The organism is Natrinema sp. CRL1, assembly GCF_059162405.1.
The window spans coordinates 53,249-76,943 of record NZ_JBLVOY010000002.1 but is presented as its reverse complement, the minus strand read 5'-3'; the positions used below and the strand labels follow the sequence as shown (position 1 = coordinate 76,943).

The following is a 23,695-nucleotide window of genomic DNA, read 5'->3' as shown; positions in this document are numbered from 1 at the left end:
CAGCAATCCTCCGGAGTTACCCCACAAAAACCGCCTCGAGTCGCGCCGCCCGCAGCCCACTGATGGCGTTACAGTTGGTTCCAGACGTCCTCGTCGTCTTCGAACCCGTCCGGATCGTCGGGGGACGCGAACTCGTCTGCTGGGTCGAGCTCGGCGATTTCCTCGACCGACATCTCCCGATCGCCGTCGATGACGGCCGGCTGTTGCTCTAAGTCCATCTCCGGCCACGCGGTCTCCTCCCAGAGCCCGCGGTCGCTGTAGTAGTAGACGACGCCGTCGTTGACGACCGCGAACAGCCCCCGTTGCTTGTCGTGGACGACGCGCTCGTTGGTATCGATCGCGACGTCGACGACGTCCTCGAGCGTATCGAGCGAGACGTGGTAGTCGCCGATCCACATCGGGATCGATCCCCGCGAGATCCACTCGGCGTACCGCTGTTCGTGGACCGCGCGGCGGGCGGCCTCGAGATCCGTCGGCGACCGGCGGGCGACGAGCACCCCGCCGGCAAGCGAGAGCGTCCCGAGCACCGAGAGCCCGCCGATGAGCGCCGGGCTTCGGGATTCAGTCGTCCGTACCGTGCCGCTCCGGTGGCTATGCGAGGCCGAGTCAGACAGCGACCCGCCCAGCCAATAGGCGTCGTCCGTGATCACGACCGGCGTCGCGGTCGTGAACGTGCCCCGATGATTCCCCGTGTCGTACTCGACGCGGAGTTCCATCGTGAGTTCGACCGAGCCGATACCGCCGATTTCGCGCTCGAGTTGGCGCTGTCGCTGCTGATAGGCCGCCATATCGATCGTCGTCTCCGAGGTCGCGACCCCGTCTTCGACCGACGGCGAGTCGCGGAGCACTTGTCGGGACTCGTTCCAGAAGGTCTCGCCGTCGCGGACCGCCTCGAACCGAAGCCGCAGTTCGTGGGTCACGTCCCCATCCTCGATCGGGACGCCGCCGGTTTCGTTTCGCAGCGTCGTCTCCGGTTCGACGGTGAGCTCGGGGGAGGCGTTCAACACGTAGACCGAACTGTTGGTGAGCCGGTCGCCTTCGGTCCAGAGCGTGCCGTTCTGAGTGACGTACGCGCTCGTCTCTGCCCCGGTCCCGACACGCTCCTCGTCGAACTGCGGCGAGGTCGTCGTCTCCGGATTCGCGACGGCCCACCCGGTCGCGCCGATCGCGAGGACGCCGATAACGATCAACGCGATGGCGATCGCCCGCCCCTGTTTGACGAGCAAGAGCTCGAGGCGCGGATTGTCGATCATCCGTCGTCCTCCGAGACCCGGCCGCTCCTTCCGACCGTGCCCGCTGGCCGAACCGTTCGTTTCCGAACTGGTCGGGCATCGGGACAATACATGTGTAAGTGAAAGAAATAGACTCCTATAAGCATAGTGGCTCGAGCGGCTATTCTCGATCCCGAAGCCACTTTCGGAGTTTCCGCTCGAGGCGGGTCGAGAGCGTGGCGTTCCCACCGCTCGACCGATATCGGATGTCGCCGCTGCCGAAGAGCACGAGCACGATGGCGACGGCGACGCCGACGATGACGCCGTTTACTGCTGCGATGGCCGCAAGCGGGTGCAACGAATGCAGCCAGCCCAACACGGACGGCGGCAACACGGCGAGATACCGGTACTCGCCGAGATGGCGCGTGTACTCGCCCTGCTCTTCGGGAGCCGACAGCGTCACCGTCGTCTCCCCGCTGTCGCGGATCCCGATCGTCTGGCGCGAGGGATCGGCGCTGATCCCCCCGCTCTCCGCCTCGTGGACGACCACCACCGGGAGGTAGCCCGCGTTGTCGACGGTGCGAGAGAGCTCCGTCGTCGCGCCGGGCGCGATGATCTGGGGATCGTCGTCAGGATCGTCGGTACTGATGAGTTCGTACTCGGTGGTCCCCGACGGGACGACCATCGCTGCGGTCGCGAACGTGACGAAGACGAGTAACACGAGCCCGAGCGCGGCCCAGAACGCGATCACGTTCTCGCGCGATCGCGACCGACGTGTCTCCCGTTTTCCGGGCCCGAGCCGCTCGAGCAGCGTGCCGAAACCGAGCATGGCGACGCCGACCGCGACGAGCATGGAGCCGAGGCCGTCCGAGGACGCGGACGTCGTCAGCCCGAGTATCGGCGCGATCGTGCCGTAGGCCCGTTCTACGAGCCCTTGGACACCCATGATCGCGCTCCCGAGGTACGGAACGGTCACGACGTTGCCGTTTACCTGCAGGACCTCAGCGACGATCTGGCCGTCGGTGACGTGGGGTTCACCCCCGTCCTGATCGGTAAACGGGTTCGCGTCGCCTTTCGTGACGTACCCTTCTTCGTTCTCGCCGACGACGCGGTGGGTCGTCAGCCCGCCGTCGTGGAGTTCTCGTGCCTGAAAGACGACCACGTCGCCCTCCTCGACATCGCCCGCGGCAATGCTGGGAATCGCGACGAACCCGTCCCCGGCGTCCATCGTCGGCTCCATGCTGCCGGTCGCGACGTAGCCGAGCAGGATCGGCTGCCCGAGGAGCTGGCCGACCAGCAGGAGGATGACGACCAGTGCGATCGCGATCCCGGCTCCTCGCTTTGCGAGCCCGCCAGTCATCGAACAGTGGGGAGGACGGTCATAGTGTAGTGACTGTTCGACTGTATTACGTCTCTACACCGGTATAAATCTCGCGAGAGCGACGGCGGGGGTAGACGACCGGCGAAAATTGGCCTCGAGGACTACCGAACGAACGCCCACCGCCGGTTCGCAGCCATCGCGAGGAACAACAGCCCCGCCGTCGCCGGCGGCGCGATCGCCGCCGTCGTCGCCGCCGAGAGTTCGCGGTTCCGAACCGAGAGCGTCGGCCGCTCGTCGACGGTCACCGTCCCCGCATCGACGCCGCTGACCTCGATCTCGTACGTCCCCGTCTCGTCGAACCGCCGCTCGAAGACGATCGTCCGCTCGTCGTTCGCCGGAATCGTGACGGCGCGGCTATCGACGACGATGCCGTCGATCGCGACCTCGAGCGTGCGATCGACCGCCGTATCAGTCGGGTTCCTGACCGTCGCTCGGATGGCAGTGGTCTCGCCAGCCGTGAGTTCCGCGTCGTCGATCGTCGCCTCGACGACGTCGATCGGCGGCCCCTCGACGGTCACCGATTCGGTGCCGACGCCCGCGATACCGACATCATACGTTCCGGGCCAGTCCATCCGCCGCTCGAAACTGACCGTCTCCGTCTCTCCCGGCTCGAGGGTGATCGACTGCTGGTCGACGACGGTCCCGTCGACGGTCAGCCGCGGCGTTATCGTCTCGGTCTCGCCGAGGTTTCGGTACGTCGCGTTCACTGTTGTCGTTGCGCCGGTCTCGAGTGTGGTTGGGGAGACGGTCAAGTTTGAAGCCTCGATCGGCGGCGAAGCAGTCGACCCACTGGACTCAGTTGTGTCGTCTTCGGTCTCTTCTTCGTACTGCACTGCCACGGTGAAGTTTCCGGTCCGATCCAGTCGGTCGTGGGTATCGACTTCGACGCCAATATGAACGGTTTCATCGGTGGACAGGTCGAGTGGATTTGACTCGGTTATTTCGGCCGTTCGATCCCCGTTCGCGTAGAACTCAAGACCGTCGACACCGTTGCTGATCCACACGGCCTCGACAGTGTCGTCGTTGACTGTGATCGTCAAGACATCATCAACGTGCGTGATTGCGCGTGCATTGAGTGCCTCGAAATCGAGTCGGAGAGTGCTGTTTTCGATCGAAGCGTACTGAGAGGTTGACTCGAGGACGACATCGTCAGCCGACGTGTCTTCACCGACCGTAATCGCGACCGTCGGGACTGCCAGTGCAAGAAGAAAACAAGCAGCTGCAGCAACAAGGTAAATCTTAGATGAGGTCATTCTTCTCCGATAAGTCACACCCTATACTAGTATCTGACAATAATACAGGTGTGTTATCGTAACCTATTATGAACTCTAGTTGTCAGGGGTGCTAGCTGTGATCGTGAGAGTTACTCCTTCAAGATCAGCTTCCGTACCTGCTTCACTATCACGAATGTCGATCTCAAGCCCGAAAGTAACGCTCTCGCTAGGTTCTAAGATTGTTGCATCTCCGCTGCCGCCGTCATCCGGAAAGGTTCCAGAGCCATCGTTGCCGAACCCATCTGGTGTAACTGTAATAGCGTTAGAAGGATCGTTCGTTCCACTTAGCTCAAATGAAATTCCATCAACATTATTTGTACCGTTATTAGTGATGGCGACGAGTTCGTCGAACGTTGTCTTTGCGTTTGTATTGATACCGTCCGTCCCGTCCTCTCCAATATCAATCTGGATTGCGCCGTCACCATCGGTACTGACGTAATTACCAGCACCAGTAGCTTCTGAAAGACCCAGAAAAGCGCTAGAGTCACCCTCCACATTGACAGTGACCGTTCGATCTGCAGTCACACTGCTAAATGCGCCCGTCCCTAGGGCAGCTCCGCCGCCGGCGACAATCGTACCCAATCCAACTAACACGTTGCGTCGATTCATTCTCATGATTATAGTTTTCCGCTCTACGCCCAGCACCGCCGCGCGGAAGGTGCCGGAACGCAGTTCCTACTCGCTCCCACGAACGGTATCCACTTTGTATTGAGTGACCGGAACCACGGAAAGACCAGCCATACGGACGTTCAAGGCGATGCTGAACAAGTACGATTCGGCCTCAAGCATGACAAGGGCCCCTAAAACGGTTCCACTCGAGTGATCTGCGACACCAGCAAATTCAGAACCAATATAGGTACAAGTGGTAGCTAAGTGTCGGACAATCGACGGATATCGACCGATCTCGAGAAGAGCACGCCAACCGAAAACCGCCCACAGAATGCCTGAGAAAATGATTTATGATAGCATCCCACATAACTCGGCGGTAAGCGTTATATATCAGGTGTTCTTAATTTCAAGCTAACACGGGGTCTTCGATGGCGATTGGAAAAAGAGAACAGTTGGAGCAGGGGGAGATATTCGATCTGCTGAGCAATCAGCGACGCCGCTATACCATTCACTACTGCAAGCACGAAAACGAACCCGTTCCACTCGGTGATCTTGCCGAACACGTCGCCGCCTGGGAACTCGATAAGGAGATCGAGGAAATCACCTCCGCCGAACGCAAGCGAGTCTATACCTCTTTGCAGCAGACTCACCTCCCTACGCTCGAGCGGGCAGACATCATCGAATTCGACGAGCGGACGATCGAACTCACTGACGAGGCAACCGAACTGAACATATATCTCGACATCGTTCCCGGTGATTCAATTCCGTGGGGAGTCTACTATCTGGGACTGGCCGCCGTCGGATCGGTCGTAATGGGTGGGTTGTGGCTTGAAGTCGTCCCGACAGAGACAGTTTCGGCACTCGGCTGGTCGACGTTAGTGTTTGTGCTATTTACAGTATCGGCGATCGTACACGTCGTACAGACCAAACAAATGCAACTCGGCGAGATGGAGCGACCACCGTAGCGTCGACCCTATCACGACTTCGGAAATCGATATTACCCCACGATGCGTGTAATTACACTCCTCGGCTTCGCACTGCTTGCCACCGGCGTGGTTGTCCTCATCGCCTCGAGCGGTGCGTTCGACGCGACGGCTGCCGACAGAGGCGTGGGTATTGAAACGGCAACTGACGAAAATGCATTGTTGGCTGTAGAAAAATTCGGTACCGAGTCTGATCCCATCTTTTTGAGTAATGGTAACCGCCAATGTAGTGATCGGCGTTGGTATGGGTGTATCAATTGGCATTACCAGTATTCTTCCGAGGAGATAATTGTCCTCAATCCAAACACTGGAGATTATTATGATGTAGAAGTCAAAGATATCACACTTGAGAATAGTGGTGGAAACGCTGACAGCCCATCGCTTGGAGAGTGGACTACTGACGGAACTACTGTCGAAGCGAATCTTCAGTGTGATGCAGAATGGCGGGGTGGATTTTTTGGCAGCTATTATCAAAGCGGTGGTACAGGTGAGTTAGTGATCACCGCAGTGATGGGCGAATCTGAAGATCTTACTGTTGAGCTAAATCGGTCGGTCCCCGTTGAGTGCGAAGACGAGTAGCCGAATGGTTATAACATCGTGTTACTGGATGGTTTCACCTCAATGCAAGTAGGCGATATAGCCAGCACCTTCTTAACACGGAGTGAAATATGTGATATGATTTATTTTATCGCACGTATTCAAGTTATAATACATAGATAGTGACTCAGACAGTTCAGGGGCATCATGCACTCAATTCACTCGAAATAGCGAAAAGTTTCTCAACTAAACGGTGTCATGGAGAGCAATGAAAAACGGATCTCCCCCGTTCAAGAGTGAAGGACCTTCTCCGCCATCCAAGACACACTGCCCTTCGAAATTAGCAACAATCATCCCACATAATTATAAATATCGTGATATTCCTTTTCAGGAACCGTTTTATCCCTGGAAGTGCTATAGATGCAGTAGATCTTCCGGAACCGGAAACCAGTGAATTGAATTACACCAACAAAATATCATGTCCGGAAATATCGTCACCGTCTTCGGAGCCCTATTCATCGTCGTCGGAGCGGTGGTACTCGCCGGTCCCGTCTACGGGTTTACGTCCATGGCTGCCGACCGCGGCGTGGACATGCAAACGGCGTCCGGCGAGGACGCGTATATCGGCGTCGTCCCGAGCGACGGTACGATCGACGGGCCGAACGACGAGGCCGAAATCGCCACGATCAGGAACAATCTCGAGTCAGGTACCACCTCTCTCGAGGTCGATGTCGCGTTCTCGAGCGGCGGGGGCGACCTCGAGGCGACCGTTCCGGAGACTATCGGAGCGGGCGCTACCGAGTCGGTTCTCGTCGCGTGTAGTAGCCAAGGCGGTCCGAGAGGGTCCGAGACGACGACCGTCACGGTGACCGTCGAAGAGGCGATCGCCGATGGGGTGACGGTTACGGGTGCCACCGTACAGAGCGAGCTCACCTACGAGTGTAATCCCGGTGGAGGCGGACCGCCGGGTGGCGATCCCGGCGGACCGGGTAACGGCGGACCGACCGTCGGCGACAGCGAAGTCAGAAACGGAGACGTCAGCGGTGATGGAGATGTCACGTCGGGATGGAACTCCGAGATCACCGGCGATGTCGACGCGGGCGGTGACGTGTCGACAGGCGACTCGAGTCGGGTCGGCGGCGACATCGATGCAGATGGGTCCGTGACCACGGGCTGGGATTCCGAGGTCGGCGGCGACGTGACAGCCGGCGGTGACGTGTCGACAGGCTCCTCGAGTACTGTCGGCGGTGATATCGATACAGACGGGTCCGTGACTACGGGCTGGAATTCCGAGGTCGGCGGCGACATAACGGCCGGCGGTGACGTGACAACGGGTGGCTCGAGCACGGTCGGCGGCGAAATCACCGCGGACGGAAACGTCGAAACTGGCTGGAACGCCGAGGTCGACGACGACATCACTGCCGGCGGCGATGTCGTCATCGGCGGTGACAGCACGATCCGCGGCGACATTAGCGCCGACGGCGACGTGGTGGTCGAATGGGGTGCGGTCGTCGAAGGGGATATCGATGCCGGCGGCAGTACGACGATCAGCGACGGTGCAGTTGTGATGGGAGATGTCGAGTCAAACTGATTTGGTCGTGCTCGTTCTCAACGGTGAGACCTACACGGCGGCGACCGGCTGTACGAGTCGTGCAACGGCTGTGTGTAACCGGAACGGTTCTGTGCGACTGATTCTCCGAACGGCGATTCGAGCGGTTGCGATCGAGACTAAACGATCGTGAACGTCGTGAACGGTTTGGAAGGGAGAGCGTGTTTTTATCGAAGCATTCGAAGGAGCTGATACGCGGCTGCGGGTAGTGACGTGGGGTGGTTCCCGGGGCCGGGGATTCGAGGGGGAACACGAATGCGTCTGCAATCGATCAAACACATCGGGGTCGCAGTCACGATCATCGGCACGCTGTTAGTGATCGGACCGTCGGCCGGCTTCAGTTCTCTCGGGGCCGACCGTGGGATCGGCGTTCAGACAGCCGCGGACCCGGACGCATACCTCGGAATCGAAAGCGAGGGGGATGTGACCGGAACCGAGTTGCGGGGGAACAGCGATCCACTGACTGTCGGAACGCTCACGAACAACGTCAGCGAGACGCTCGAGGTGCGAGACGTGAGCGTCGCGTCGATCGGTGACAACAGTGTCGACGATACGATCGTGGCCGTTGCGTCGCCGGACGCCGGTGACACGATCGAAACCGGTGGCTCGAGCGGTGTCACGGTCGAATGCGCCGACGATCGGAGCGTGGGCGAGCACGAGGTCACGTTTCGAGTCGATCGCGTCGAGGGGGAACGCATCAGTATCGCTGGCCCGAGGTTCAACACGACCGTCGATATCCAATGTGGGAAGGGGAAGTTCAGCGGGTCGGCCGGGCTCACGGTGAGCGATGTGACGACCGACAGCACGACGCAAAACGTGTCGTTTGATATCTCATCGCTCGGTAACAACGACCAAGCGACCGTCAATGTCTCTCAGCCACAGCGCAGCGGCGGTGTGGACTACTCGTCGGTCACTTCCGAAGACGTGACCATCCAAACGGGACACAGTGGAGACCTGACCTTTGATCCCGACTCGTCACAGCTCACGTACAGTTCCCAAGGCAACGAGGGACAGGGGAACTCGGAACGCGAAATCACGATCAGCATAGAGAACATCGACGTGACCGGCAGCTCGGGTGAGTCCTATCGAGTGGACTACTCGGATACGACGGGGCGCGAGGACGGGGACTTCTTCGATATTACATAACGGATCTCGGGGTTCAATGCGAACGCCTTTTTAGCGCCGCCCTCGCAGTTCCGTACATGTCGACCGAATCGATCAGCGACCGGCGAAAGCACATTCGCTCGGTCAGCGTGACGGCGTTGTCGGCGCTGTTGGGCGTCGGTGCGGCGCTGGCGTCTGCGACGTGGGTCGGGCTGTCCGACGCGGCGGCCCAGAACACGCAGGCGCTCGCCTTCGTCTTCGGCGCGATCTTCGTCCAGTACGTCCTCATCAACGTCTCGGGGATCTACGGTGACGACGAGTTCGGGGCGAAACACTACCTGTTCATCGGGTTCATGACCTTCGCGCTCTGGTTCGTGACGTGGGGAATCCTGCTCACTGCGGAGGCCTCGGGCTAACATGGCCGACGACAGCATCGCCGTCGTAGACTTAGACCGATGTCAGCCGGATCGGTGTGGCTACGAGTGCAAGAACTACTGCCCGCCAAACCGAACGGGCAAGGAGTGTATCACCCTCCGCGGCGAGGAGGCCGCGGAGGGCCAGCCCGAACAGATCCACATCTCCGAGGAGATCTGTTTGGGCGAGAGCTGTGGGATCTGCGTCGAGAAGTGTCCCTTCGACGCCATCGAGATCATCAACCTGCCCCAGGAACTCCAGGACGAGCCGGTCCACCGCTACGGCGAGAACGCCTTCTCGCTGTACGGGCTCCCCGCGCCACAGGAGGGCCAGGTCACCGGGATTCTCGGCCCGAACGGGATCGGGAAGACGACCGCCGTGCGTATCCTCGCGGGCGAACTCGAGCCGAACCTCGGTCGCCACGAGGAGTCGCCAGGCTGGGATGAGGTCCTCGAGGCCTACCGCGGGACCGAACTCCAGGATTACATCGCCGACGTGCGAGACGGCGACATCACCATCGCACAGAAACCGCAGTACGTCGACCAGATTCCGAACCAGTTCGACGGGAACACCCGTCAACTGCTCGAGCGGACCGACGAGCGCGGCGCGTTAGACCACCTGGTCGAGCGGCTCTCGATCGGCCCGGTGATGGACCAATCGATCGACGACCTCTCGGGCGGAGAGCTCCAGCGGGTCGCCATCGCGGCGACGCTGGCTCGAGACACGGATTTCTACTTCCTCGACGAGGTCACGCCGTATCTGGACATCGGCCAGCGCGTGACCGCGGCGCGGTTGATCCGCGAACTCGCCGAGGAGGAGGACAAGTCGGTCCTCGTCGTCGAACACGACCTCGCGATCCTCGACCTGCTCGCGGACACGCTTCACGTCGCTTACGGTGAGCCGGGTGCCTACGGTGTTATCACCTCACCGAAATCGGTCCGCAACGGGATTAACGAGTACCTCTCGGGGTATCTCGACAACGAGAACATGCGGATCCGACCGAACCCGATCGAGTTCGAGGAACACGCCCCGCGGGCCGCGAGCAAGGCCGACGCGCTCGTGGAGTACCCCGATCTCACCAAGAGCTACGGCGACGGCGAGTTCAGCCTCGAGATCGAGGGCGGGACGATCCGCGAGAACGAGGTCCTGGGGATCGTCGGGCCCAACGGAATCGGGAAGTCGACGTTCGCGAAGCTGCTGACTGGGAATCTCACGCCTGACGCGGGCGACGCGGATCTCGACCTCGATATTTCTTACAAACCGCAGTACGTCACCATCGACCAGCACATGCGGGTCGACGCCTTCCTTTCCTCGATCACCGACCAGTTCGGCTCCTCGTACTGGAACACCGAAATCGCCCAGCCGCTCCAGCTCGAGCGGATCATGGAGCAGAACCTCTCGGATCTCTCCGGCGGGGAGCGCCAGCGGGTCGCCATCGCGGCCTGTCTCTCGGATTCGGCGGATCTCTACCTGCTCGATGAACCCTCCGCACATCTGGACGTCGAACAGCGGGTTCAGGCCACGAAGGCGATCCGGCGCTACGCCGAACAGCAGGACGCCACCGTACTGGTCATCGACCACGACATCTACATGATGGACCTCTTGGCCGACCGGCTGATGGTCTTCGACGGTGAGCCCGCCGTGCAGGGCCGTGCCGGCCAGCCCCAGCCCATGCGCGACGGCATGAACGAGTTCCTCGCGAACTTGGACGTGACCTTCCGCCGGGACGAGCGTACCTCCCGGCCGCGGATCAACAAGCCCGAGTCGCAACTTGATCGCCAGCAGAAAAGCGACGGCGAGTACTACTACGCGCCGTAAGTTCCGACTCGAGGCCGTCGAGGTCGGTGTTTTGCTTCGGTATCGGGTTGAAACGGGAAACGAAAAACGAAACTCAGCTAATCAGTCGTTGACAGCTGCCACAGAGGTTCTCTTCTTTGATGTCGACTTCGCGCACGGTCGGCGAGAAGTTCATGACACAGCGGTTGTTGTCGCAGTGCTCGAGGCCGTAGGTGTGGCCGATCTCGTGGACGATCTCCTTGCGGACGCGGTCCTCGAAGATGTCGGCGGCGCTCTGATTCGAGAAACCGCCGTCGCTCGAGGTCTGGAGCCGGTAGGTCGAGACGACGCTGCCGCTGCCGTCGAGGTAGGCGAGCCCGAAGACGTAGTTGCGGCGGCGATAGAAGAGGTCGTGGGGGGTGATGGCGATGTTTTTCTGCCCGCGGCCGACCCGCTCGGCGAGCTGGATGAACGTCTCCGCTGAGTACTGGTTTCGATCGGAGTCGTAGGCTCCGTTGGGGACCGACTGCGAGTCGTTAATCGACACGTCGCAGTCGTAGACCGATCGCAACGCGGTAGAGGCGGCCCGCTTGACCGCTGCGGGGACGTTGCCGACCGGCACGATATCGACGAGCATAGCAAGGGCTATGCCCGCGGACGGCATAAACGTCCCGCCGTGGCCCACTCTCGCCGGAATCTCGAGGCAATAAGCGATTACCTCGCCGAGTACGACCGAGCGGTCGAAATCGGGATCGGCCGACGGACCGAACTGGCTCGAGCGCTCGCGAAACGCGGGGTTTCCGTCACCGCGACGGACGTCCACGACCGCGACGTGCCGGAAGACGTGCGATTCGTCCGCGACGATATCGTCGATCCCGACCCGTCGGTCTACGCCGACGCGGACGCGGTATACGCGCGGAACCTCCCGCCGGAACTCCACCGCCCGGCGCTCGAGGCGGCGCGGGAAGCCGACGCCGACTTCCTGTTTACGACGCTTGGCGGCGACCAGCCGGCGGTGCCGGTCGAACGGGTGACGATCGAGTCGGGGACACTGTACGTGGCTCGCGCGCTTTCGGAGTGAGTCACCGGGATCAGCGAGATGTTCACGCGAATGAGTTATCTGGCGGGATAGGGCGCTAAAACCTCGCCGGGGATACAGCGCCCGCACGTGGCTTTAAAAGGTTCTACGGCGTACTGAAAGCTCACCGAGGCGGTCTACCCGCCCCTATCCAAATGAGACAATATCGGGATTCTCCCTTTCGTCATGGAAGGCACCCCTTCCATCAGATGAAGAGGGTGCAGGAAGCAGAAGATAACTCCGAATCCCCGTCTTCTCGACGGTGGATAGGGGTACCGGTAGCATGGCACTGCCAGCATTCCCTCGGGGATGCGAAACCGTAAATCTCCCAACTCAGCAAGCCTCCGCTTGTGGGAAACCCCGCCGTCGTCGGGCTACGCCCGACTGCCTGAGGGATCTTCGATCCCTCTCCGTTTACCAGGGGGAGGATGTCACCCCGTATCGAGTCATTCAGGCCGACGTGAACGCCGAGCTACTCGCATCCCCCGTCGGGATCGTGGCCGCCATCATCGTACTCGCAGTGGTACTCGTCGGCGTCAGAACGCTCTTCTGGGCCCTGTTCCGTCTCTTTACAGTTCCGGGCGTCGTCGTCCACGAGTTCGCCCACAAGCAGGCCTGTGACCTCGTCGGCGTGCCCGTTCTCGAGGTCGTGTACTTCCGGTTCGGGAATCCGCCGGGATACGTCCGCCACGGCCAGCCCGAGCGGTACCGGGAGTCGTTCGTCGTCAGCGTCGCGCCGTTTCTGGGCAACACCCTCGTCGCGTTCGCCGCCTTTCTCGGCCTCGCCGCCCTCCTCGAGACGAGCGGCGACCTGCAGACGGCGTCTCTCGGGACGATCGTCGCGGTGGTCGCACTCGGCTGGTTCGGCCTCTCGATCGGCATGCACGCGTTTCCGAGCACCGGCGACGCGAACGCGCTCTGGAACCGTTCGCGGGCGGAGTGGCGACGGTCGCCCCGCGTGTTGCTCGGGGTTCCGTTCGTCGTCGTGATCTATAGTAGCTCTTGAAACGATTTACACACCGATCGCAACGCTGTCCAGCGATCGGGTATGCACTGACTTTCAAGAGCTACTATACGTCGTGAACCTGCTGTCGTGGCTGTGGGCGGACCTCCTCTACGCGATCGGCCTGTTCGTTCTGGCGGCGTGGGTCGTGGGGATCGGCCCGGTCTGAAATCGGGGCTCTTTATCCCCGTGGTCCCGTTCGAGCGGGTATGAACGCAGACGCCGTCATCCTCGACATCGACGGGGTGCTCGTCGACGTCGCCGACTCCTACCGGCGGGCGATCGTCGAGTCCGTCGAGGCGGTCTATGACCGGACGATCCGGAAAGACGACATTCAGGAATTCAAGGACGCGGGCGGGTTCAACAACGACTGGGAACTGACCCACGCCGCCGCCCTCTACATTCTCGCGACCGAAGAGGGCTATGGCGAGTCGCTCGCGGCCTTTACCGATGCGATCGCCGCAAACGGCGGCGGCCTCGAGGCGGCCGAGACCGTCGTCCGCGAGGCGATCGGCGCGCGGGCGACCCAGCGCGTGACGAACCGGTGGGACCGCAAGCGGCTCCGCGATGTCTTCCAGCAACTCTACCTCGGCGACGAACTCTACCGCGGGCTCGAGGGCGGCGAGCCCGACCTCGAGCGCGAGACGGCCGGATTCATCCACGACGAGCCGGTGTTGCTCGAGCCCGAGGGTCGGGACCGGCTGCTCGAGGGCTACGACGTAGGCGTCCTGACTGGCCGCCCGGCAGCCGAGGCCGAGATCGCTCTCGATCGGGTTGGCCTCGACGATGCGATCCCACTCGCCCATCGGTTCACGATGGACGACTGGGAAGAGGGGAAACCACATCCGCGTGCGCTAACGACGCTCGCGGAGCGCTTCGACGCCGAAAGCGTCGTCTTCGTCGGCGACACGTTAGACGATATTCGGACAGCGGTCAACGCCGGCGAGACCGACCCGGACCGCGACTACCGCGGAATCGGCGTCCTGACCGGCGGACTGACCGGCGACGAGGGGCGGCAGAAATACGAGCGTGAGGGCGCGACGGCGGTCCTCGAGTCGATTAACGGGTTGCCCGACTGGCTCGAATCGTAGGGCGATCGGAACGAGTCGGATGGTGGTCGGGTGGGAACGGGAATAGCGCCACAGAGAACGGGAACACGCTCTCGTGGAACTACGCGTCGGGGAGACGAACGAACGTCAGCCAGAAGTTCTCGAACGAGCGGGCAAGTTCGATGAACTCGTCCGGTTCGACCGGTTTCTGGACGTACGCGTTCGCGTGGAGGTCATAGGAGCGGGCGATGTCTTCTTCGGTCGCCGAACTCGTCATCACGATCACGGGGATCGAGCGCAGCGCCTCTTCGGATTTGAGCTCGGAGAGCACGTCCGCGCCGTCTACGTCGGGGAGTTGGAAATCGAGCAGGATCATGTCCGGCCGGGGACTATCCGAATGCGCCTTGCGCTGGTGGACGAAATCGAGTGCCGTCTCGCCGTCGGTGACGGTGTGGATCCCGCTGGCGATGTTCGCGTCTTCGAACGATTCGGAGAACAAGCGCGCGTCACCGGGGTTGGGTTCGACCAACAGAATGGTAATCGCGCCCTCGATCGGTGGAGACATGCTATTGGTTGGATCGAGTCGTAAAAGAACTGCACGGTTCACCGGTAAGACCCTGTGCAACCGTGGGCTGCGTCATCGTCGTACCCTCACGCCCGCCGATCGTCCAATCGGCGACAGGAATCGAATCGGTCGTCGGTCAGGTAGACGACCCCGTCGCGAACGGCGACCGCGACGGACTCGAGTGCGTCACCGCGACACGGCCCGGCCGTACAGACGCCGTCGTCACACTCGAAGCGCGCGCCGTGTTCGTGACACACCAGCTGGTCGTCGCGGACGATCGCACCGGAACCGGGATCGAGCCGGACTGTTGGCTTGTGCGGACAGGAGTTTCGCCATGCGGAGACCTCGCTCCCGTCCCGCCGGAGGATCAGTTCGGTTCCGCGGCGGTCGCGTCGGGCTTCACATCGGAGCGTTCCGTTCGCTGGAACGTCCGCGAGCGGCGCGATCTGTCGGGGATCATCGCCCGCCGAGTCAGCGTCGGCGGAGGTGTCGTTGGCACCATCGTCGCTCGCGTCCCCCTCGCTGTCTCCGCTGACGCTGAACCGAAACGTGGCGTCGCCAGTCGAAACGTCGCCCTCGTCGCCGTAGACGCGGGCGGATGTCGAGTCGTTAGTTCCCTCGAGCGTTACCCGAACGGGATCGGTCATGCGCCTTCTTTTCGGCCAACCTAAAAATACGTTCCGGACCGGGCGGGTGCGGGTGCAGTCAGCGAAAGCGCGCGGTATTTCTAAAGGGGAGCCGCGCGAAGAGCGCGTATGGACGACGCCGAAGTCACCGTCGACGTGGAGGTCGAAGTCGAAGTGGACACCACCGAACTCGAGATGGAAGTCGGGGACGAACGCGAGTTCGAGGGCGAACTCGAGGCCGGCGGACTGACGATCGAAGTCGAGGCGGAGGTCGAAGTCGAAGGAGAGGAGGACGCCCAAGCGGATGCGGAGGAAACTGGCGAAGCCGACGACGAGGACGAAGCCGACGAAACCGAAGAAGACTGAGGGAGCTATCGAGACGCGACCGCAGCAGAATGCGAGCGCTCGAGAACCAACCGCCGCACAGCGGGAGTCGGAGATGGTTTTATACTCCGACCATGCGAACACGTGGTCATGTACCGCGTCTTGATGCCCGTCGATGCGAACGAAGAGCGCGCACTGGCACAGGCAAACTACGTCACGTCGTTACCGAACGCCGAGAACGAAGTCGAGGCGTACATTCTGTTCGTCTTCACCGAGGACAGCAACGAACTCCCACAGGAGTTCGAGACGTTCAAATCGGCCTCCCGGATCAGTTCCGTTCGCCGCGCACAGGAGACCCTCGAGGACGCCGGCATCGAGGTGACGATCCTCGAGGACAGTGGTGACACCGAAGACGACATCCTCGAAGCGGCCGAGGACTACGACGTCGACTCGATCGTCCTCGGCGGCCGGAAGCGCTCGCCGGTGGGGAAGGCGATCTTCGGCAGCACGACACAGGGGATTATCCTCAGTTCGGACCGGCCGGTAGTCGTCACCGGCCGCGGCGAATAAACGAGAAGAGTCCCAACGCGCAGGGAGTCCGGGACCCCGCATAAATCCGCATGTACCCGCCGGCAGCCATCTTATCCGGGTTGCGACCGACAATCCGGTATGGAGATTCGGGCACCGGAGCCGGCCGAGGCCGAGCGGATTCGGGAAGTCGTAGACAGTTCGATGACGACCTCGTTCACGCTCAGTCCGGGCCAGATCGATGCAATCACGGACGAACAGTTCGCCGATGAGGCCGTCGGCGATCGGATCGAATCCGACGAGTCCGTGCTTCTCGTCGCCGAAACGAGCGAGGAGATCGAGGGCGAAGCCATCACCGGCTTCGTCGAAGGACGGCTCGCGGACGACTGGGGCGATATCAACTGGCTGTTCGTCGATCCGGAACACCGGGGACGCGGGATCGGAACGGAACTGTACGAGACCGCGACCGAGGCCCTCCGCGACCGCGGTGCCGAGCACGTCTGTGTCACCGTCCTCGAGGCGAACACCGAGGGCCACCAGTTCGTCGACCGCTTCGGCCTCGAGCACGACGGTGACCGACGGGTCGAAATCGCCGAGGAATCCTTCGTGAAGTACGTGTACTCGGATCCGGACGTCGACGTAGACGTTCGCGCCGAGGGGACGACGGCGGACGAGGCCGAGGACGCCGAAGAGGACGAGTTCCCCGAAACGGAGACGATCGACGGAGCCCTGACGGCGAGCGACGACGGCGAGACTGTCTATATCGCCCGCGACGAGGACGAGTCTGGGACCGCGGCGTCGTTTTTCGTCACCTACGAGGACGAATCGTACACCGAACAGTACGGTTTCTACTGTGCGAACTGTGGGTCGCTCGACGTCTCGATGAACAACATGGAGCGACTCGAGTGCGGTGACTGCGGGAACGCCCACGCCGAGCGATCCGGCGAGTCCTACGACGATTCGTATCTCTGAAGGCGGGCGACCGCGGTTACCAGAATTGAGGCGAGAAGGCCCCTTCCTCCAGGAGCGACCACCGGGAGCGAATAGGGAGGGGATGAATCGCCGCACGCAGTACAAACCACTACTGGATATATCTCTAATCAGGAGACAGCGATGGAATACAGTCACCGCTACCACGCTTATCCGACACAAGAGGTGGCGGAGACTGTCGAATATCACATCAACGTTCATCGCCAAGCATACAACTTCACACGGTACGAATACGCGAATCACAACGACGCCGATGACCTTGGGTCGGCGTACAAGCATCACGACCGCCTTCCCGACTGGAAAGACGTGTTTTCGGTGTTCAAAGAGGTTCACTCGAAAGCACTCCAGCGAACCGTCACGCGCTTTTATCAGAACCTCTCGACCCTCTCTGGGAAGAAACAGAACGGTCAGAAGGTCGGGATGCTCAAGTGGAAATCGCCGGGGGAGTTTCAGAGTATGACGTATTCGCAGTCCGGTCATCAGACTACGTCTGATGGGCAATCAGAAATCTCTGATTTCTGATGACGGCTTCGAACTCAAAAACACGAGTGGCCGACACGCGACACTCTGGCTCTCCAAAATCGGTGAGATCCCGATCCGCTACCACCGGGAACTCCCAGATGCAGCGGAGATCAAAGAAGTCACGATTAAAAAGGAGACAACCGGTGAGTGGTTCGTCTCTTTCGGTCTCGAAACCGATGAGGCAGATCTGCCCGAGAAACCCGACGTTGACGGACTCAACACGAACAACAGCGTTGGAATCGATCTCGGTATCCGCAACTACATCCACACCTCGGACGGGAACACTGTAGATTGGCTCGATCTCGGAGACGAGTACGAACAACTCCGCCGCGAGCAACGCAAACTCTCTCGCAAAGAGAACGGGTCGAAGAACTACGAGAAACACCGACTGAAGGTTGCGAAGATCAAACGTCACATTCGGCGAAAGGTGCTGGACTACCAGCACAAACTCACGACGTGGCTCATCCGAGAATACGACGCTGTGTTCGTCGAGGACTTGAATGTGAAGGGAATGCTGGAACAGTCGTACAACGCCCGTAACAAGCAGGATTCGGCGTGGCGGCAGTTCATCACTCTGCTCGAATACAAAGCCGAGCTGTACGGGACACACGTCGTTCAAATCGAAGCACGAGGCACGACGAAAGAATGCGCGTCGTGTGGCGTGGAGACAGCGAAGCCCATCTGGGTCAGGGAGCATTCGTGTCCCTCGTGTGGGTTTGAATGTGACCGTGATGCGAATGCGGTCGTCAGACTGCGTCTGACGGGCAGCAAACGCGTAGCGTTTGCGACGGCGATGAACGTCTTGCAGAGAGGCCTTTCTGAATTAGGGCTGGGATGGCCCGAATCGACGCCTGTGGAGACTGCGCTCCCTACGGACACCGATTCGGTGTCTGCAAAGCGCGTCATAGAAACAGGAAGCCCCACCCTCAACGAAGCCGCACCAGCGGCTGAGTAGGGTGGGGTAGTTCACTTCGAGAAGATGCTGTCGGCCGTCGCCGCGCCGACGACGCTGAACACCGAGCCGACGCTCACGGCCTTGATCGTCGTCGTCACGGTCACGCTGGTCGTCTCGTCTCCGAGGAAGGTATCCGGTGCGTCGAGCAAGAGCGCGAGCAGCGTTACCGCGCCGAAGGAAACGATCATCAGCGAGATGAACCGAAGCGGGATGCCGCCGACATCCTGTTCGTCGTCTACGTCGCGGGTCGTGTCCGCCGTGTACAGCGCCCCGTAGCCGATGCCGAACACCACGATCACCGTTCCGATCGCCTGAAAGAGGTTCATGCTCTTCGCGAGGGCCCAGACCTCTTCGGTGACCACGAAGGGGCCAGCGAGCAGGAACCCGCCGACGATCTGCTGTGCCGAGTCCGCGAGCCGGAAATCGCGCGGCCGGCGCGGCCGTCGAAGTTTCATAGCGGACGATTACAGCGAAGTGATAAAACGGTCCCGTTCGAGAACTCCGAAACCGACCGCCGACAGCCGCGTCTCTCGGACGACTATCGGCCCAATTTAGACGAAGAGCAACAGGATGGCATAGCCGGCCGCGCCGCCGGCGAACGCCCAGAACCGGCTCTCGCGGTCGGACGGCAGTTCCTCCTTGATCGCGTTGAGAACGACGCCGCCGGCCAGAAACGGCACGAACACCGCGAGGAGGAGTTCGGTGTCCTCGAGGACGTAGCCGGCCCCGAATCCGACGAGCACCGCCGCCGACAGCACCCACCGCCCGCGGCGGTGGTACGTCGACCCGTGATGGGTCCGGAGGCCGTCGTCAGTGACGAGAAAGTGCAGCGCCATCGCGACGGAAAACAGGAGCAAGCTACCGAGTTCGCGATCCCACAGGAGGTAGCCGACGATCCCATTGTAGGCGGCGAACGCACCGACGTGGACCCAGAACACCCTCGTTCCGGGGGACTCGTCTGCTCCCTTCTGTGCGTCACTGGCCCGGCGAGCGAGTTGCTCGAGCCCGTAGAAGACGACGAACCCGAGAAGGGCGATCAGATAGCCGTGGTGTTCGGCGAAGACAGTCGCCGGGCCGCGTTCGGCGAGGATCGCCGCGGCGTCCCCGATTTCGGGAAGGAGGTGGACGAACACGTACGCGACCGAGACACCGCCGGCGATCGACAGCCACCGACTCCGGGGGATCCGGCCGCCGATTCCCAGCCGACCGGCAAAGAGATGAACGGCGGCGAGGACGATCGCGGCCGCGATCGTGAGCGTCGTCTCCGACCGCAGCGGAGCGCTCGAGAGCATCGACGGGAACGAAGACGCCCACGAACGTAGCCCTGTGGCCGGCGACGTCAGTCGTCGGCGCTCTGGGGTTTCTCCCCGCCGGTCGACATCGCGTCACCGATCGTGCCCGCGGTTCGACGGATCAGCCGTCCGAGCGCTTTCCGGCGGCGGACGAACAGCACCGTTCCGAGCGCCATGTAGATCGCGCTGTAGACGAGCAGCAGATCGGTACTCGAGACCGGGAGCGCGACGAACTCGCGGATAAGGGCGAACTCGAGCAGGACCTGCGAGAGGAACAGGACGAGCAGCGTAATCGCTTCCCGAACCGAGATTTCGAACCGGATCAGGAGCGAGACGGCGAAAAACGACTGCGCGGCAGTGATCCAGATCTCGGCCGACTGCTTGAAGTCGAACGCGAGCACGCCGTACTCTCCCAGTGCGAGCGAATGGACGACGACGAGTGTTCCGATGAGCAGCGTCCACTGGTTGAGTTTCGACGAGATAAGCGCGTTAAAGCCCGCCGTCGAGCGCGCCTTGTTCACCAGGTAGACGACGACGATAAGCTCCGGCGCTTCGGAGGCCAGCGGCGCGATCCACTGAATCATGAAAAAGGAGGGGATGCCGACGCTCTCGCCGAGGTGCTCGAGCCCGTGGGCAAAGGGCTCGACGGCGGTGAAGATCAGTACCCCGGAGTAGGCAAAGAGGGCGAAGACGGTCGCGATCCGGCGCGGTTTCGAAAAATGCTGGAGGTACGCCGGGACGCCGACGTGGTCCATGTCGGGTTCGACCTCACCGCGGAGGATCACGGCGATGTAGCAGACGTACAGGCCGACCAGAAACAGCATGTCGAAGATGTCGATCCCTCCATTGAGCGGAACGAGGAACGCCCAGAGCGTCGCGATCAGCAGGAACACGATCTCGAGACCGATCTCCCGGTCGAGGATCACGACATCGGAGAGGAAGCCGGAGCGTTCCTCGACCGCGGGGTCGGTCGATGCGCCCGCTCGGTAGATCGTAAAGAGGGCGACGCCGGCCCAGCCGATACCGATGAGGATCCGGTTCGCGCCGGTCATGTTGGCGACGGCCAGGTTTCCGGCCTCGATCCCGCGTTCGGTGCCCGCGAACACGCCTGCGTTCCACGCGTAGAGCGCGTCGACGGCGTACTCGGGCGCGACCGCTAACACCGCGAGGACCGCGATCGCGAACGCCTGTGGGACGTCCTTTTCAGCCGTTTCGGCGGCCCACGCGAGGAGAAACGCCGCCCCGAGGACGGCGAGGCCGGTCACGAATACCGTCCCGATGGTCGATACGTTGGCGAGCGCGCTCGGCGGTTGATACTCGAATCCGGCAGCCGTCGCGAGCCGGGGGAGGAGATCGGTGGCCCCAGATACGACCACCCAGGGAAGCGTCAATGCAACCGCGGCCGCTATCGCGCCGAGTGCTCGTCGTCTCATGGAAATCGTCTAAGGACGCGTACTGGTCGAGCGGTCATACGTCGTACGGTGCGATGCCAGTGGTGCCTGCTACTGCTGTGGCGTTCGCTCCTCGAAGGGCTGGACGACGACGAACCCGTTCGAGCCCGCAAACTCGAGTTGGTAAGTCTCGTCGGAAGATTGGCCGATCATGTCCGAGAGCGCTCTGTCGACGTGACTGCCGGGCGTCGTTTCGCTCCATGCCACCGTCGCGCTGGGATCGGTTCTCACTGGCGGTTGCAAGACCAGCGGCTCGCCGTGGGTCGTGATCGCAACGCTGCCGGGACCAACCAGCGAGACGTTCGTCAACCCGCCGGCCGAGAAACCGGCGATGCTCTTGATCGTCCGGATCTCGTAGTCGACGCTCGACTCGAAGGCGAGCACGTCGTTTCCGTTGACCGAGATCTCCTGTCCGGCGTCGAGGTCGAGGATCTGGATCTTCTTTTCCTGGTCGGCGAGGTAGAGATGACCGGTCCCGGTTGCTTCCATTACCGGGGTCCCCTCGCTCGTGGCCTTCTCCTTGAGGAAGCCCGTGATTCCGCCCTCGGCGGATGACTTCCCCTCGAAGGAGATGTCGCCGTCGTAGGCGATCATCGACCCGGCCTTGGCGATCACGGAGCCGTCCAGGGCGACGTCCAGCAGCTTGCCGTTTTCGAGTTGGAAGGTCTCATCGCCGTCTTTCGGTTCGTTCGCGCTGACGAATTCGTCGACATTCATGCTATCTCGAGCCGTGAGCCGGCTCTACCGGCCCCTTCGAATCGCCCCGGCAAATAGTTACTCACAGTGTATTTTTCGCGCGGGAAGGACGACCGGCCGCCGCCCCCTTTTGAACGGCTTGAACGTGTAACGGGCGGGTCGAACTACGGCCGCGGAGGGACTACCGGTAGATGGCTCCCGGTCGTCGGACGTGGACGGTGATTCTCGTCGCGATCGTCCTGATTATCGCAGCCGCGGGCTACGGACTGCTCGCGGTAGATCGGCCGCAGGTCGAATCGGTCGACAACGAGTGGGGAACAGTCACGGACGAGCGAACCGAAGTGGAAACCACCGTCACCGTCGATAACCCGCGACTGCTTCGCGTCGGCGACGCCGCGGCGGACGTCTCGTATACGGTCCGACTCAACGGCATCGACGTCGCGACGGGCCGCGAGGAGGGCCTGACTGTCGCCGGTCGCGAGAGCGAGGTGTCCGTGTCGACGTGGATCGACAACGACGAGATCCCGGTCTGGTGGGCCTCCCACGTCGCCAACGGCGAGACGACGACGGTGCGGATCGATCCAGAGGTCGCCGTCGAGTACGCGGGCGTCCAGTATCCAGCGGACCGGTTGACGCGAACCCGGACCGTACAGACGGATCTCCTCGAGCCGTTACAGACCGACGAACGCCGCGAATTTCGAGCCGGCGGGCGGACGCTGTTCGTCGTCGAAGCGACGGACGCCCAGTGGGGCAACGCCACCGAAAACCGGACGCCGATCGACGCGTCGGCGACGGTGACCAATCCGACGCCGCTTCCGATTCCGATCGCGGAGATCGGGTACACCGTCCGGTTGAACGGGATCGTCGTGGGACAGGGCGTCGCCGGCGAACAGATCGTGCTCTCGCCGAACAGCACCCAAACCCTCGCGGCCGGCGCGGCGATCGACACCGACGAACTCGACGAGTGGTGGGTCACCCACGTTCGAAACGACGAGACCTCGAACCTGACCGTCGACTTCACCGCGACTCTCGAGTACGGCGGTACTGAGCGGGAGGTTCCGCTCGAATTCCTCTCCTACGAGCGCACGTTCCGAACGGACCTACTCGGATCGGCAGAGACCAGCGCGACTGCCACGGAGAGCGGGCGGGAGCCGGACCAGACGGCTCCCCAGCGCGAGAACAGCAGCGTCGCGGCCCGTCGGTAGGTCGGGCTTTTTCAAATCCCGCCGCGAAGGTCTCGACATGACCGACTTCCGCGGCGCGTGGACCGAGGGCGACGTCGAGGACTTCCTGCAGGAAGTGACGATCCCGATTCGGCTCGCCACCCACAGACCGGACGGCTCGCTCTGGCTCGTCACGCTGTGGTATCGCTATCGCGACGGCTCGCTCGAGTGTGCGACCCAAGCGAACGCGGACGTGGTTCGGTTCCTGCGGAACGATCCCGAAGTCGCCTTCGATATCTCGACGAACCGGGTTCCCTACCGCGGGATCAGGGGCAACGGAAGCGTCGAGGTCGCCTCGGAAAACGCCACGACAGTGCTGCGCGATCTCGTCGAGCGCTATCTCGGCGACACGGACTCGCCGCTCGCCCAACAGTTGCTCGCCGACGACCGCGATGAGGTCCGGATTCGGATCGAGCCCCGACAGATCTACAGTTGGGATTACACCGAACGGATGGGAAAGGGCGCGAGCGAGCACCCAGAATAGCCGTCACACGA

At 61.8% G+C, this 23,695-nt stretch carries 24 protein-coding genes and 2 pseudogenes; 15 read left to right on the top strand and 11 right to left on the bottom strand.

The window, feature by feature from the left end:
* Positions 1 to 68: 68 nt before the first annotated feature.
* The 4 genes from ACJYUO_RS06125 to ACJYUO_RS06110 all read right to left on the bottom strand — a co-directional run bounded on the left by ACJYUO_RS06125 (position 69) and on the right by ACJYUO_RS06110 (position 4,475).
* On the bottom strand, positions 69 to 1,253 hold the full coding sequence (locus ACJYUO_RS06125) for a DUF5305 domain-containing protein (RefSeq protein WP_494344511.1): 1,185 nt from the start codon (positions 1,251 to 1,253) through the stop codon (positions 69 to 71).
* A 139-nt stretch (positions 1,254 to 1,392) separates the two neighbouring features.
* Positions 1,393 to 2,571 (bottom strand): signal peptidase I, encoded by a 1,179-nt coding sequence (locus ACJYUO_RS06120; protein ID WP_494344510.1) that lies wholly within the window; start codon positions 2,569 to 2,571, stop codon positions 1,393 to 1,395.
* Positions 2,572 to 2,693: 122 nt separating this feature from the next.
* Positions 2,694 to 3,845: a CARDB domain-containing protein gene (locus ACJYUO_RS06115; RefSeq protein ID WP_494344509.1), complete on the bottom strand. Its 1,152-nt coding sequence runs from the start codon at positions 3,843 to 3,845 to the stop codon at positions 2,694 to 2,696.
* A gap of 75 nt (positions 3,846 to 3,920) precedes the next feature.
* Positions 3,921 to 4,475 carry a hypothetical protein gene (locus ACJYUO_RS06110; RefSeq protein ID WP_494344508.1) on the bottom strand — a complete coding sequence of 185 codons (555 nt, stop codon included), beginning with the start codon at positions 4,473 to 4,475 and terminating at the stop codon, positions 3,921 to 3,923.
* Positions 4,476 to 4,903: 428 nt separating this feature from the next.
* Here ACJYUO_RS06110 and ACJYUO_RS06105 point away from each other — a divergent pair, with 428 nt between their 5' ends.
* From ACJYUO_RS06105 to ACJYUO_RS06080, 6 genes are all read left to right on the top strand, one after another.
* The gene (locus ACJYUO_RS06105) at positions 4,904 to 5,440 is read left to right on the top strand and encodes a DUF7344 domain-containing protein (RefSeq protein WP_494344507.1); all 537 of its coding nucleotides are present in this window, start codon (positions 4,904 to 4,906) and stop codon (positions 5,438 to 5,440) included.
* A 42-nt stretch (positions 5,441 to 5,482) separates the two neighbouring features.
* Entirely contained in the window at positions 5,483 to 6,037 is a 555-nt protein-coding gene (locus ACJYUO_RS06100; RefSeq protein WP_494344506.1) for a hypothetical protein, read from the top strand.
* 436 nt (positions 6,038 to 6,473) lie between these two features.
* Entirely contained in the window at positions 6,474 to 7,586 is a 1,113-nt protein-coding gene (locus tag ACJYUO_RS06095; RefSeq protein ID WP_494344505.1) for a hypothetical protein, read from the top strand.
* A 273-nt stretch (positions 7,587 to 7,859) separates the two neighbouring features.
* Positions 7,860 to 8,750: a hypothetical protein gene (locus ACJYUO_RS06090; protein WP_494344504.1), complete on the top strand. Its 891-nt coding sequence runs from the start codon at positions 7,860 to 7,862 to the stop codon at positions 8,748 to 8,750.
* A gap of 56 nt (positions 8,751 to 8,806) precedes the next feature.
* Positions 8,807 to 9,124 carry an EMC6-like membrane protein gene (locus ACJYUO_RS06085; RefSeq protein WP_494344503.1) on the top strand — a complete coding sequence of 106 codons (318 nt, stop codon included), beginning with the start codon at positions 8,807 to 8,809 and terminating at the stop codon, positions 9,122 to 9,124.
* Position 9,125: 1 nt separating this feature from the next.
* Positions 9,126 to 10,940: a ribosome biogenesis/translation initiation ATPase RLI gene (locus tag ACJYUO_RS06080; RefSeq protein WP_494344502.1), complete on the top strand. Its 1,815-nt coding sequence runs from the start codon at positions 9,126 to 9,128 to the stop codon at positions 10,938 to 10,940.
* A 73-nt stretch (positions 10,941 to 11,013) separates the two neighbouring features.
* Here the strand turns inward: ACJYUO_RS06080 and ACJYUO_RS06075 are convergent, their stop codons facing one another.
* The gene (locus tag ACJYUO_RS06075) at positions 11,014 to 11,535 is read right to left on the bottom strand and encodes an archaemetzincin family Zn-dependent metalloprotease (RefSeq protein WP_006430375.1); all 522 of its coding nucleotides are present in this window, start codon (positions 11,533 to 11,535) and stop codon (positions 11,014 to 11,016) included.
* Between the two features lie 39 nt (positions 11,536 to 11,574).
* Here ACJYUO_RS06075 and ACJYUO_RS06070 point away from each other — a divergent pair, with 39 nt between their 5' ends.
* The 3 genes and pseudogenes from ACJYUO_RS06070 to ACJYUO_RS06060 all read left to right on the top strand — a co-directional run bounded on the left by ACJYUO_RS06070 (position 11,575) and on the right by ACJYUO_RS06060 (position 14,070).
* Positions 11,575 to 11,979, top strand: a complete 405-nt coding sequence (locus ACJYUO_RS06070; RefSeq protein WP_494344501.1) for a UPF0146 family protein — start codon at positions 11,575 to 11,577, stop codon at positions 11,977 to 11,979.
* A 457-nt stretch (positions 11,980 to 12,436) separates the two neighbouring features.
* Positions 12,437 to 13,148 (top strand): annotated as a pseudogene (locus ACJYUO_RS06065) (DUF3267 domain-containing protein).
* Positions 13,149 to 13,188: 40 nt separating this feature from the next.
* On the top strand, positions 13,189 to 14,070 hold the full coding sequence (locus ACJYUO_RS06060) for a TIGR01548 family HAD-type hydrolase (RefSeq protein WP_494344500.1): 882 nt from the start codon (positions 13,189 to 13,191) through the stop codon (positions 14,068 to 14,070).
* A gap of 79 nt (positions 14,071 to 14,149) precedes the next feature.
* On the opposite strand, the gene ACJYUO_RS06055 is transcribed toward ACJYUO_RS06060, so the two are convergent.
* Positions 14,150 to 14,593, bottom strand: coding sequence for a response regulator (locus ACJYUO_RS06055; protein WP_494344499.1), 444 nt, complete (start codon positions 14,591 to 14,593; stop codon positions 14,150 to 14,152).
* Positions 14,594 to 14,679: 86 nt separating this feature from the next.
* Positions 14,680 to 15,240, bottom strand: coding sequence for a Rieske (2Fe-2S) protein (locus ACJYUO_RS06050; RefSeq protein ID WP_494344498.1), 561 nt, complete (start codon positions 15,238 to 15,240; stop codon positions 14,680 to 14,682).
* Between the two features lie 108 nt (positions 15,241 to 15,348).
* On the opposite strand from ACJYUO_RS06050, the gene ACJYUO_RS06045 reads away from it, so the two are divergent.
* From ACJYUO_RS06045 to ACJYUO_RS06030, 4 genes and pseudogenes are all read left to right on the top strand, one after another.
* Positions 15,349 to 15,585 (top strand): hypothetical protein, encoded by a 237-nt coding sequence (locus tag ACJYUO_RS06045; RefSeq protein ID WP_494344497.1) that lies wholly within the window; start codon positions 15,349 to 15,351, stop codon positions 15,583 to 15,585.
* A gap of 108 nt (positions 15,586 to 15,693) precedes the next feature.
* Entirely contained in the window at positions 15,694 to 16,113 is a 420-nt protein-coding gene (locus ACJYUO_RS06040; RefSeq protein WP_494344496.1) for a universal stress protein, read from the top strand.
* Positions 16,114 to 16,212: 99 nt separating this feature from the next.
* A complete protein-coding gene (locus ACJYUO_RS06035) occupies positions 16,213 to 17,043 on the top strand; it encodes a GNAT family N-acetyltransferase (protein WP_494344495.1) in 831 nt (276 codons plus the stop codon).
* A 141-nt stretch (positions 17,044 to 17,184) separates the two neighbouring features.
* Positions 17,185 to 18,538: pseudogene (locus tag ACJYUO_RS06030) on the top strand (RNA-guided endonuclease InsQ/TnpB family protein).
* An 11-nt stretch (positions 18,539 to 18,549) separates the two neighbouring features.
* Here the strand turns inward: ACJYUO_RS06030 and ACJYUO_RS06025 are convergent.
* From ACJYUO_RS06025 to ACJYUO_RS06010, 4 genes are all read right to left on the bottom strand, one after another.
* Complete coding sequence (locus ACJYUO_RS06025) at positions 18,550 to 18,993, bottom strand: DUF2391 family protein (protein WP_494344494.1); 444 nt, start codon at positions 18,991 to 18,993, stop codon at positions 18,550 to 18,552.
* A 96-nt stretch (positions 18,994 to 19,089) separates the two neighbouring features.
* The gene (locus ACJYUO_RS06020; protein WP_494344493.1) at positions 19,090 to 19,830 is read right to left on the bottom strand and encodes a hypothetical protein; all 741 of its coding nucleotides are present in this window, start codon (positions 19,828 to 19,830) and stop codon (positions 19,090 to 19,092) included.
* A 47-nt stretch (positions 19,831 to 19,877) separates the two neighbouring features.
* Positions 19,878 to 21,263 (bottom strand): calcium:cation antiporter family protein, encoded by a 1,386-nt coding sequence (locus tag ACJYUO_RS06015; RefSeq protein ID WP_494344492.1) that lies wholly within the window; start codon positions 21,261 to 21,263, stop codon positions 19,878 to 19,880.
* A gap of 69 nt (positions 21,264 to 21,332) precedes the next feature.
* Complete coding sequence (locus ACJYUO_RS06010; RefSeq protein ID WP_494344491.1) at positions 21,333 to 21,998, bottom strand: AIM24 family protein; 666 nt, start codon at positions 21,996 to 21,998, stop codon at positions 21,333 to 21,335.
* A gap of 170 nt (positions 21,999 to 22,168) precedes the next feature.
* Here ACJYUO_RS06010 and ACJYUO_RS06005 point away from each other — a divergent pair, with 170 nt between their 5' ends.
* On the top strand, positions 22,169 to 23,182 hold the full coding sequence (locus ACJYUO_RS06005) for an LEA/WHy family protein (protein ID WP_494344490.1): 1,014 nt from the start codon (positions 22,169 to 22,171) through the stop codon (positions 23,180 to 23,182).
* Positions 23,183 to 23,219: 37 nt separating this feature from the next.
* Complete coding sequence (locus tag ACJYUO_RS06000; protein ID WP_494344489.1) at positions 23,220 to 23,684, top strand: pyridoxamine 5'-phosphate oxidase family protein; 465 nt, start codon at positions 23,220 to 23,222, stop codon at positions 23,682 to 23,684.
* Positions 23,685 to 23,695: the final 11 nt, after the last annotated feature.

What these genes read in the sequence shown, in the direction of transcription:
- ACJYUO_RS06100 (WP_494344506.1), top strand. Translation starts at nt 5,483, where the DNA reads ATGCGTGTAATTACACTCCTCGGCTTCGCACTGCTTGCCACCGGCGTG.
- ACJYUO_RS06080 (WP_494344502.1), top strand. Translation starts at nt 9,126, where the DNA reads ATGGCCGACGACAGCATCGCCGTCGTAGACTTAGACCGATGTCAGCCG.
- ACJYUO_RS06050 (WP_494344498.1), bottom strand. Translation starts at nt 15,240, where the DNA reads ATGACCGATCCCGTTCGGGTAACGCTCGAGGGAACTAACGACTCGACA.
- ACJYUO_RS06010 (WP_494344491.1), bottom strand. Translation starts at nt 21,998, where the DNA reads ATGAATGTCGACGAATTCGTCAGCGCGAACGAACCGAAAGACGGCGAT.
- ACJYUO_RS06075 (WP_006430375.1), bottom strand. Translation starts at nt 11,535, where the DNA reads ATGCTCGTCGATATCGTGCCGGTCGGCAACGTCCCCGCAGCGGTCAAG.
- ACJYUO_RS06055 (WP_494344499.1), bottom strand. Translation starts at nt 14,593, where the DNA reads ATGTCTCCACCGATCGAGGGCGCGATTACCATTCTGTTGGTCGAACCC.
- ACJYUO_RS06025 (WP_494344494.1), bottom strand. Translation starts at nt 18,993, where the DNA reads ATGAAACTTCGACGGCCGCGCCGGCCGCGCGATTTCCGGCTCGCGGAC.
- ACJYUO_RS06000 (WP_494344489.1), top strand. Translation starts at nt 23,220, where the DNA reads ATGACCGACTTCCGCGGCGCGTGGACCGAGGGCGACGTCGAGGACTTC.
- ACJYUO_RS06115 (WP_494344509.1), bottom strand. Translation starts at nt 3,845, where the DNA reads ATGACCTCATCTAAGATTTACCTTGTTGCTGCAGCTGCTTGTTTTCTT.
- ACJYUO_RS06045 (WP_494344497.1), top strand. Translation starts at nt 15,349, where the DNA reads ATGGACGACGCCGAAGTCACCGTCGACGTGGAGGTCGAAGTCGAAGTG.
- ACJYUO_RS06090 (WP_494344504.1), top strand. Translation starts at nt 7,860, where the DNA reads ATGCGTCTGCAATCGATCAAACACATCGGGGTCGCAGTCACGATCATC.
- ACJYUO_RS06110 (WP_494344508.1), bottom strand. Translation starts at nt 4,475, where the DNA reads ATGAATCGACGCAACGTGTTAGTTGGATTGGGTACGATTGTCGCCGGC.
- ACJYUO_RS06105 (WP_494344507.1), top strand. Translation starts at nt 4,904, where the DNA reads ATGGCGATTGGAAAAAGAGAACAGTTGGAGCAGGGGGAGATATTCGAT.
- ACJYUO_RS06125 (WP_494344511.1), bottom strand. Translation starts at nt 1,253, where the DNA reads ATGATCGACAATCCGCGCCTCGAGCTCTTGCTCGTCAAACAGGGGCGG.
- ACJYUO_RS06040 (WP_494344496.1), top strand. Translation starts at nt 15,694, where the DNA reads ATGTACCGCGTCTTGATGCCCGTCGATGCGAACGAAGAGCGCGCACTG.
- ACJYUO_RS06095 (WP_494344505.1), top strand. Translation starts at nt 6,474, where the DNA reads ATGTCCGGAAATATCGTCACCGTCTTCGGAGCCCTATTCATCGTCGTC.
- ACJYUO_RS06120 (WP_494344510.1), bottom strand. Translation starts at nt 2,571, where the DNA reads ATGACTGGCGGGCTCGCAAAGCGAGGAGCCGGGATCGCGATCGCACTG.
- ACJYUO_RS06035 (WP_494344495.1), top strand. Translation starts at nt 16,213, where the DNA reads ATGGAGATTCGGGCACCGGAGCCGGCCGAGGCCGAGCGGATTCGGGAA.
- ACJYUO_RS06020 (WP_494344493.1), bottom strand. Translation starts at nt 19,830, where the DNA reads ATGCTCTCGAGCGCTCCGCTGCGGTCGGAGACGACGCTCACGATCGCG.
- ACJYUO_RS06085 (WP_494344503.1), top strand. Translation starts at nt 8,807, where the DNA reads ATGTCGACCGAATCGATCAGCGACCGGCGAAAGCACATTCGCTCGGTC.
- ACJYUO_RS06005 (WP_494344490.1), top strand. Translation starts at nt 22,169, where the DNA reads ATGGCTCCCGGTCGTCGGACGTGGACGGTGATTCTCGTCGCGATCGTC.
- ACJYUO_RS06060 (WP_494344500.1), top strand. Translation starts at nt 13,189, where the DNA reads ATGAACGCAGACGCCGTCATCCTCGACATCGACGGGGTGCTCGTCGAC.
- ACJYUO_RS06015 (WP_494344492.1), bottom strand. Translation starts at nt 21,263, where the DNA reads ATGAGACGACGAGCACTCGGCGCGATAGCGGCCGCGGTTGCATTGACG.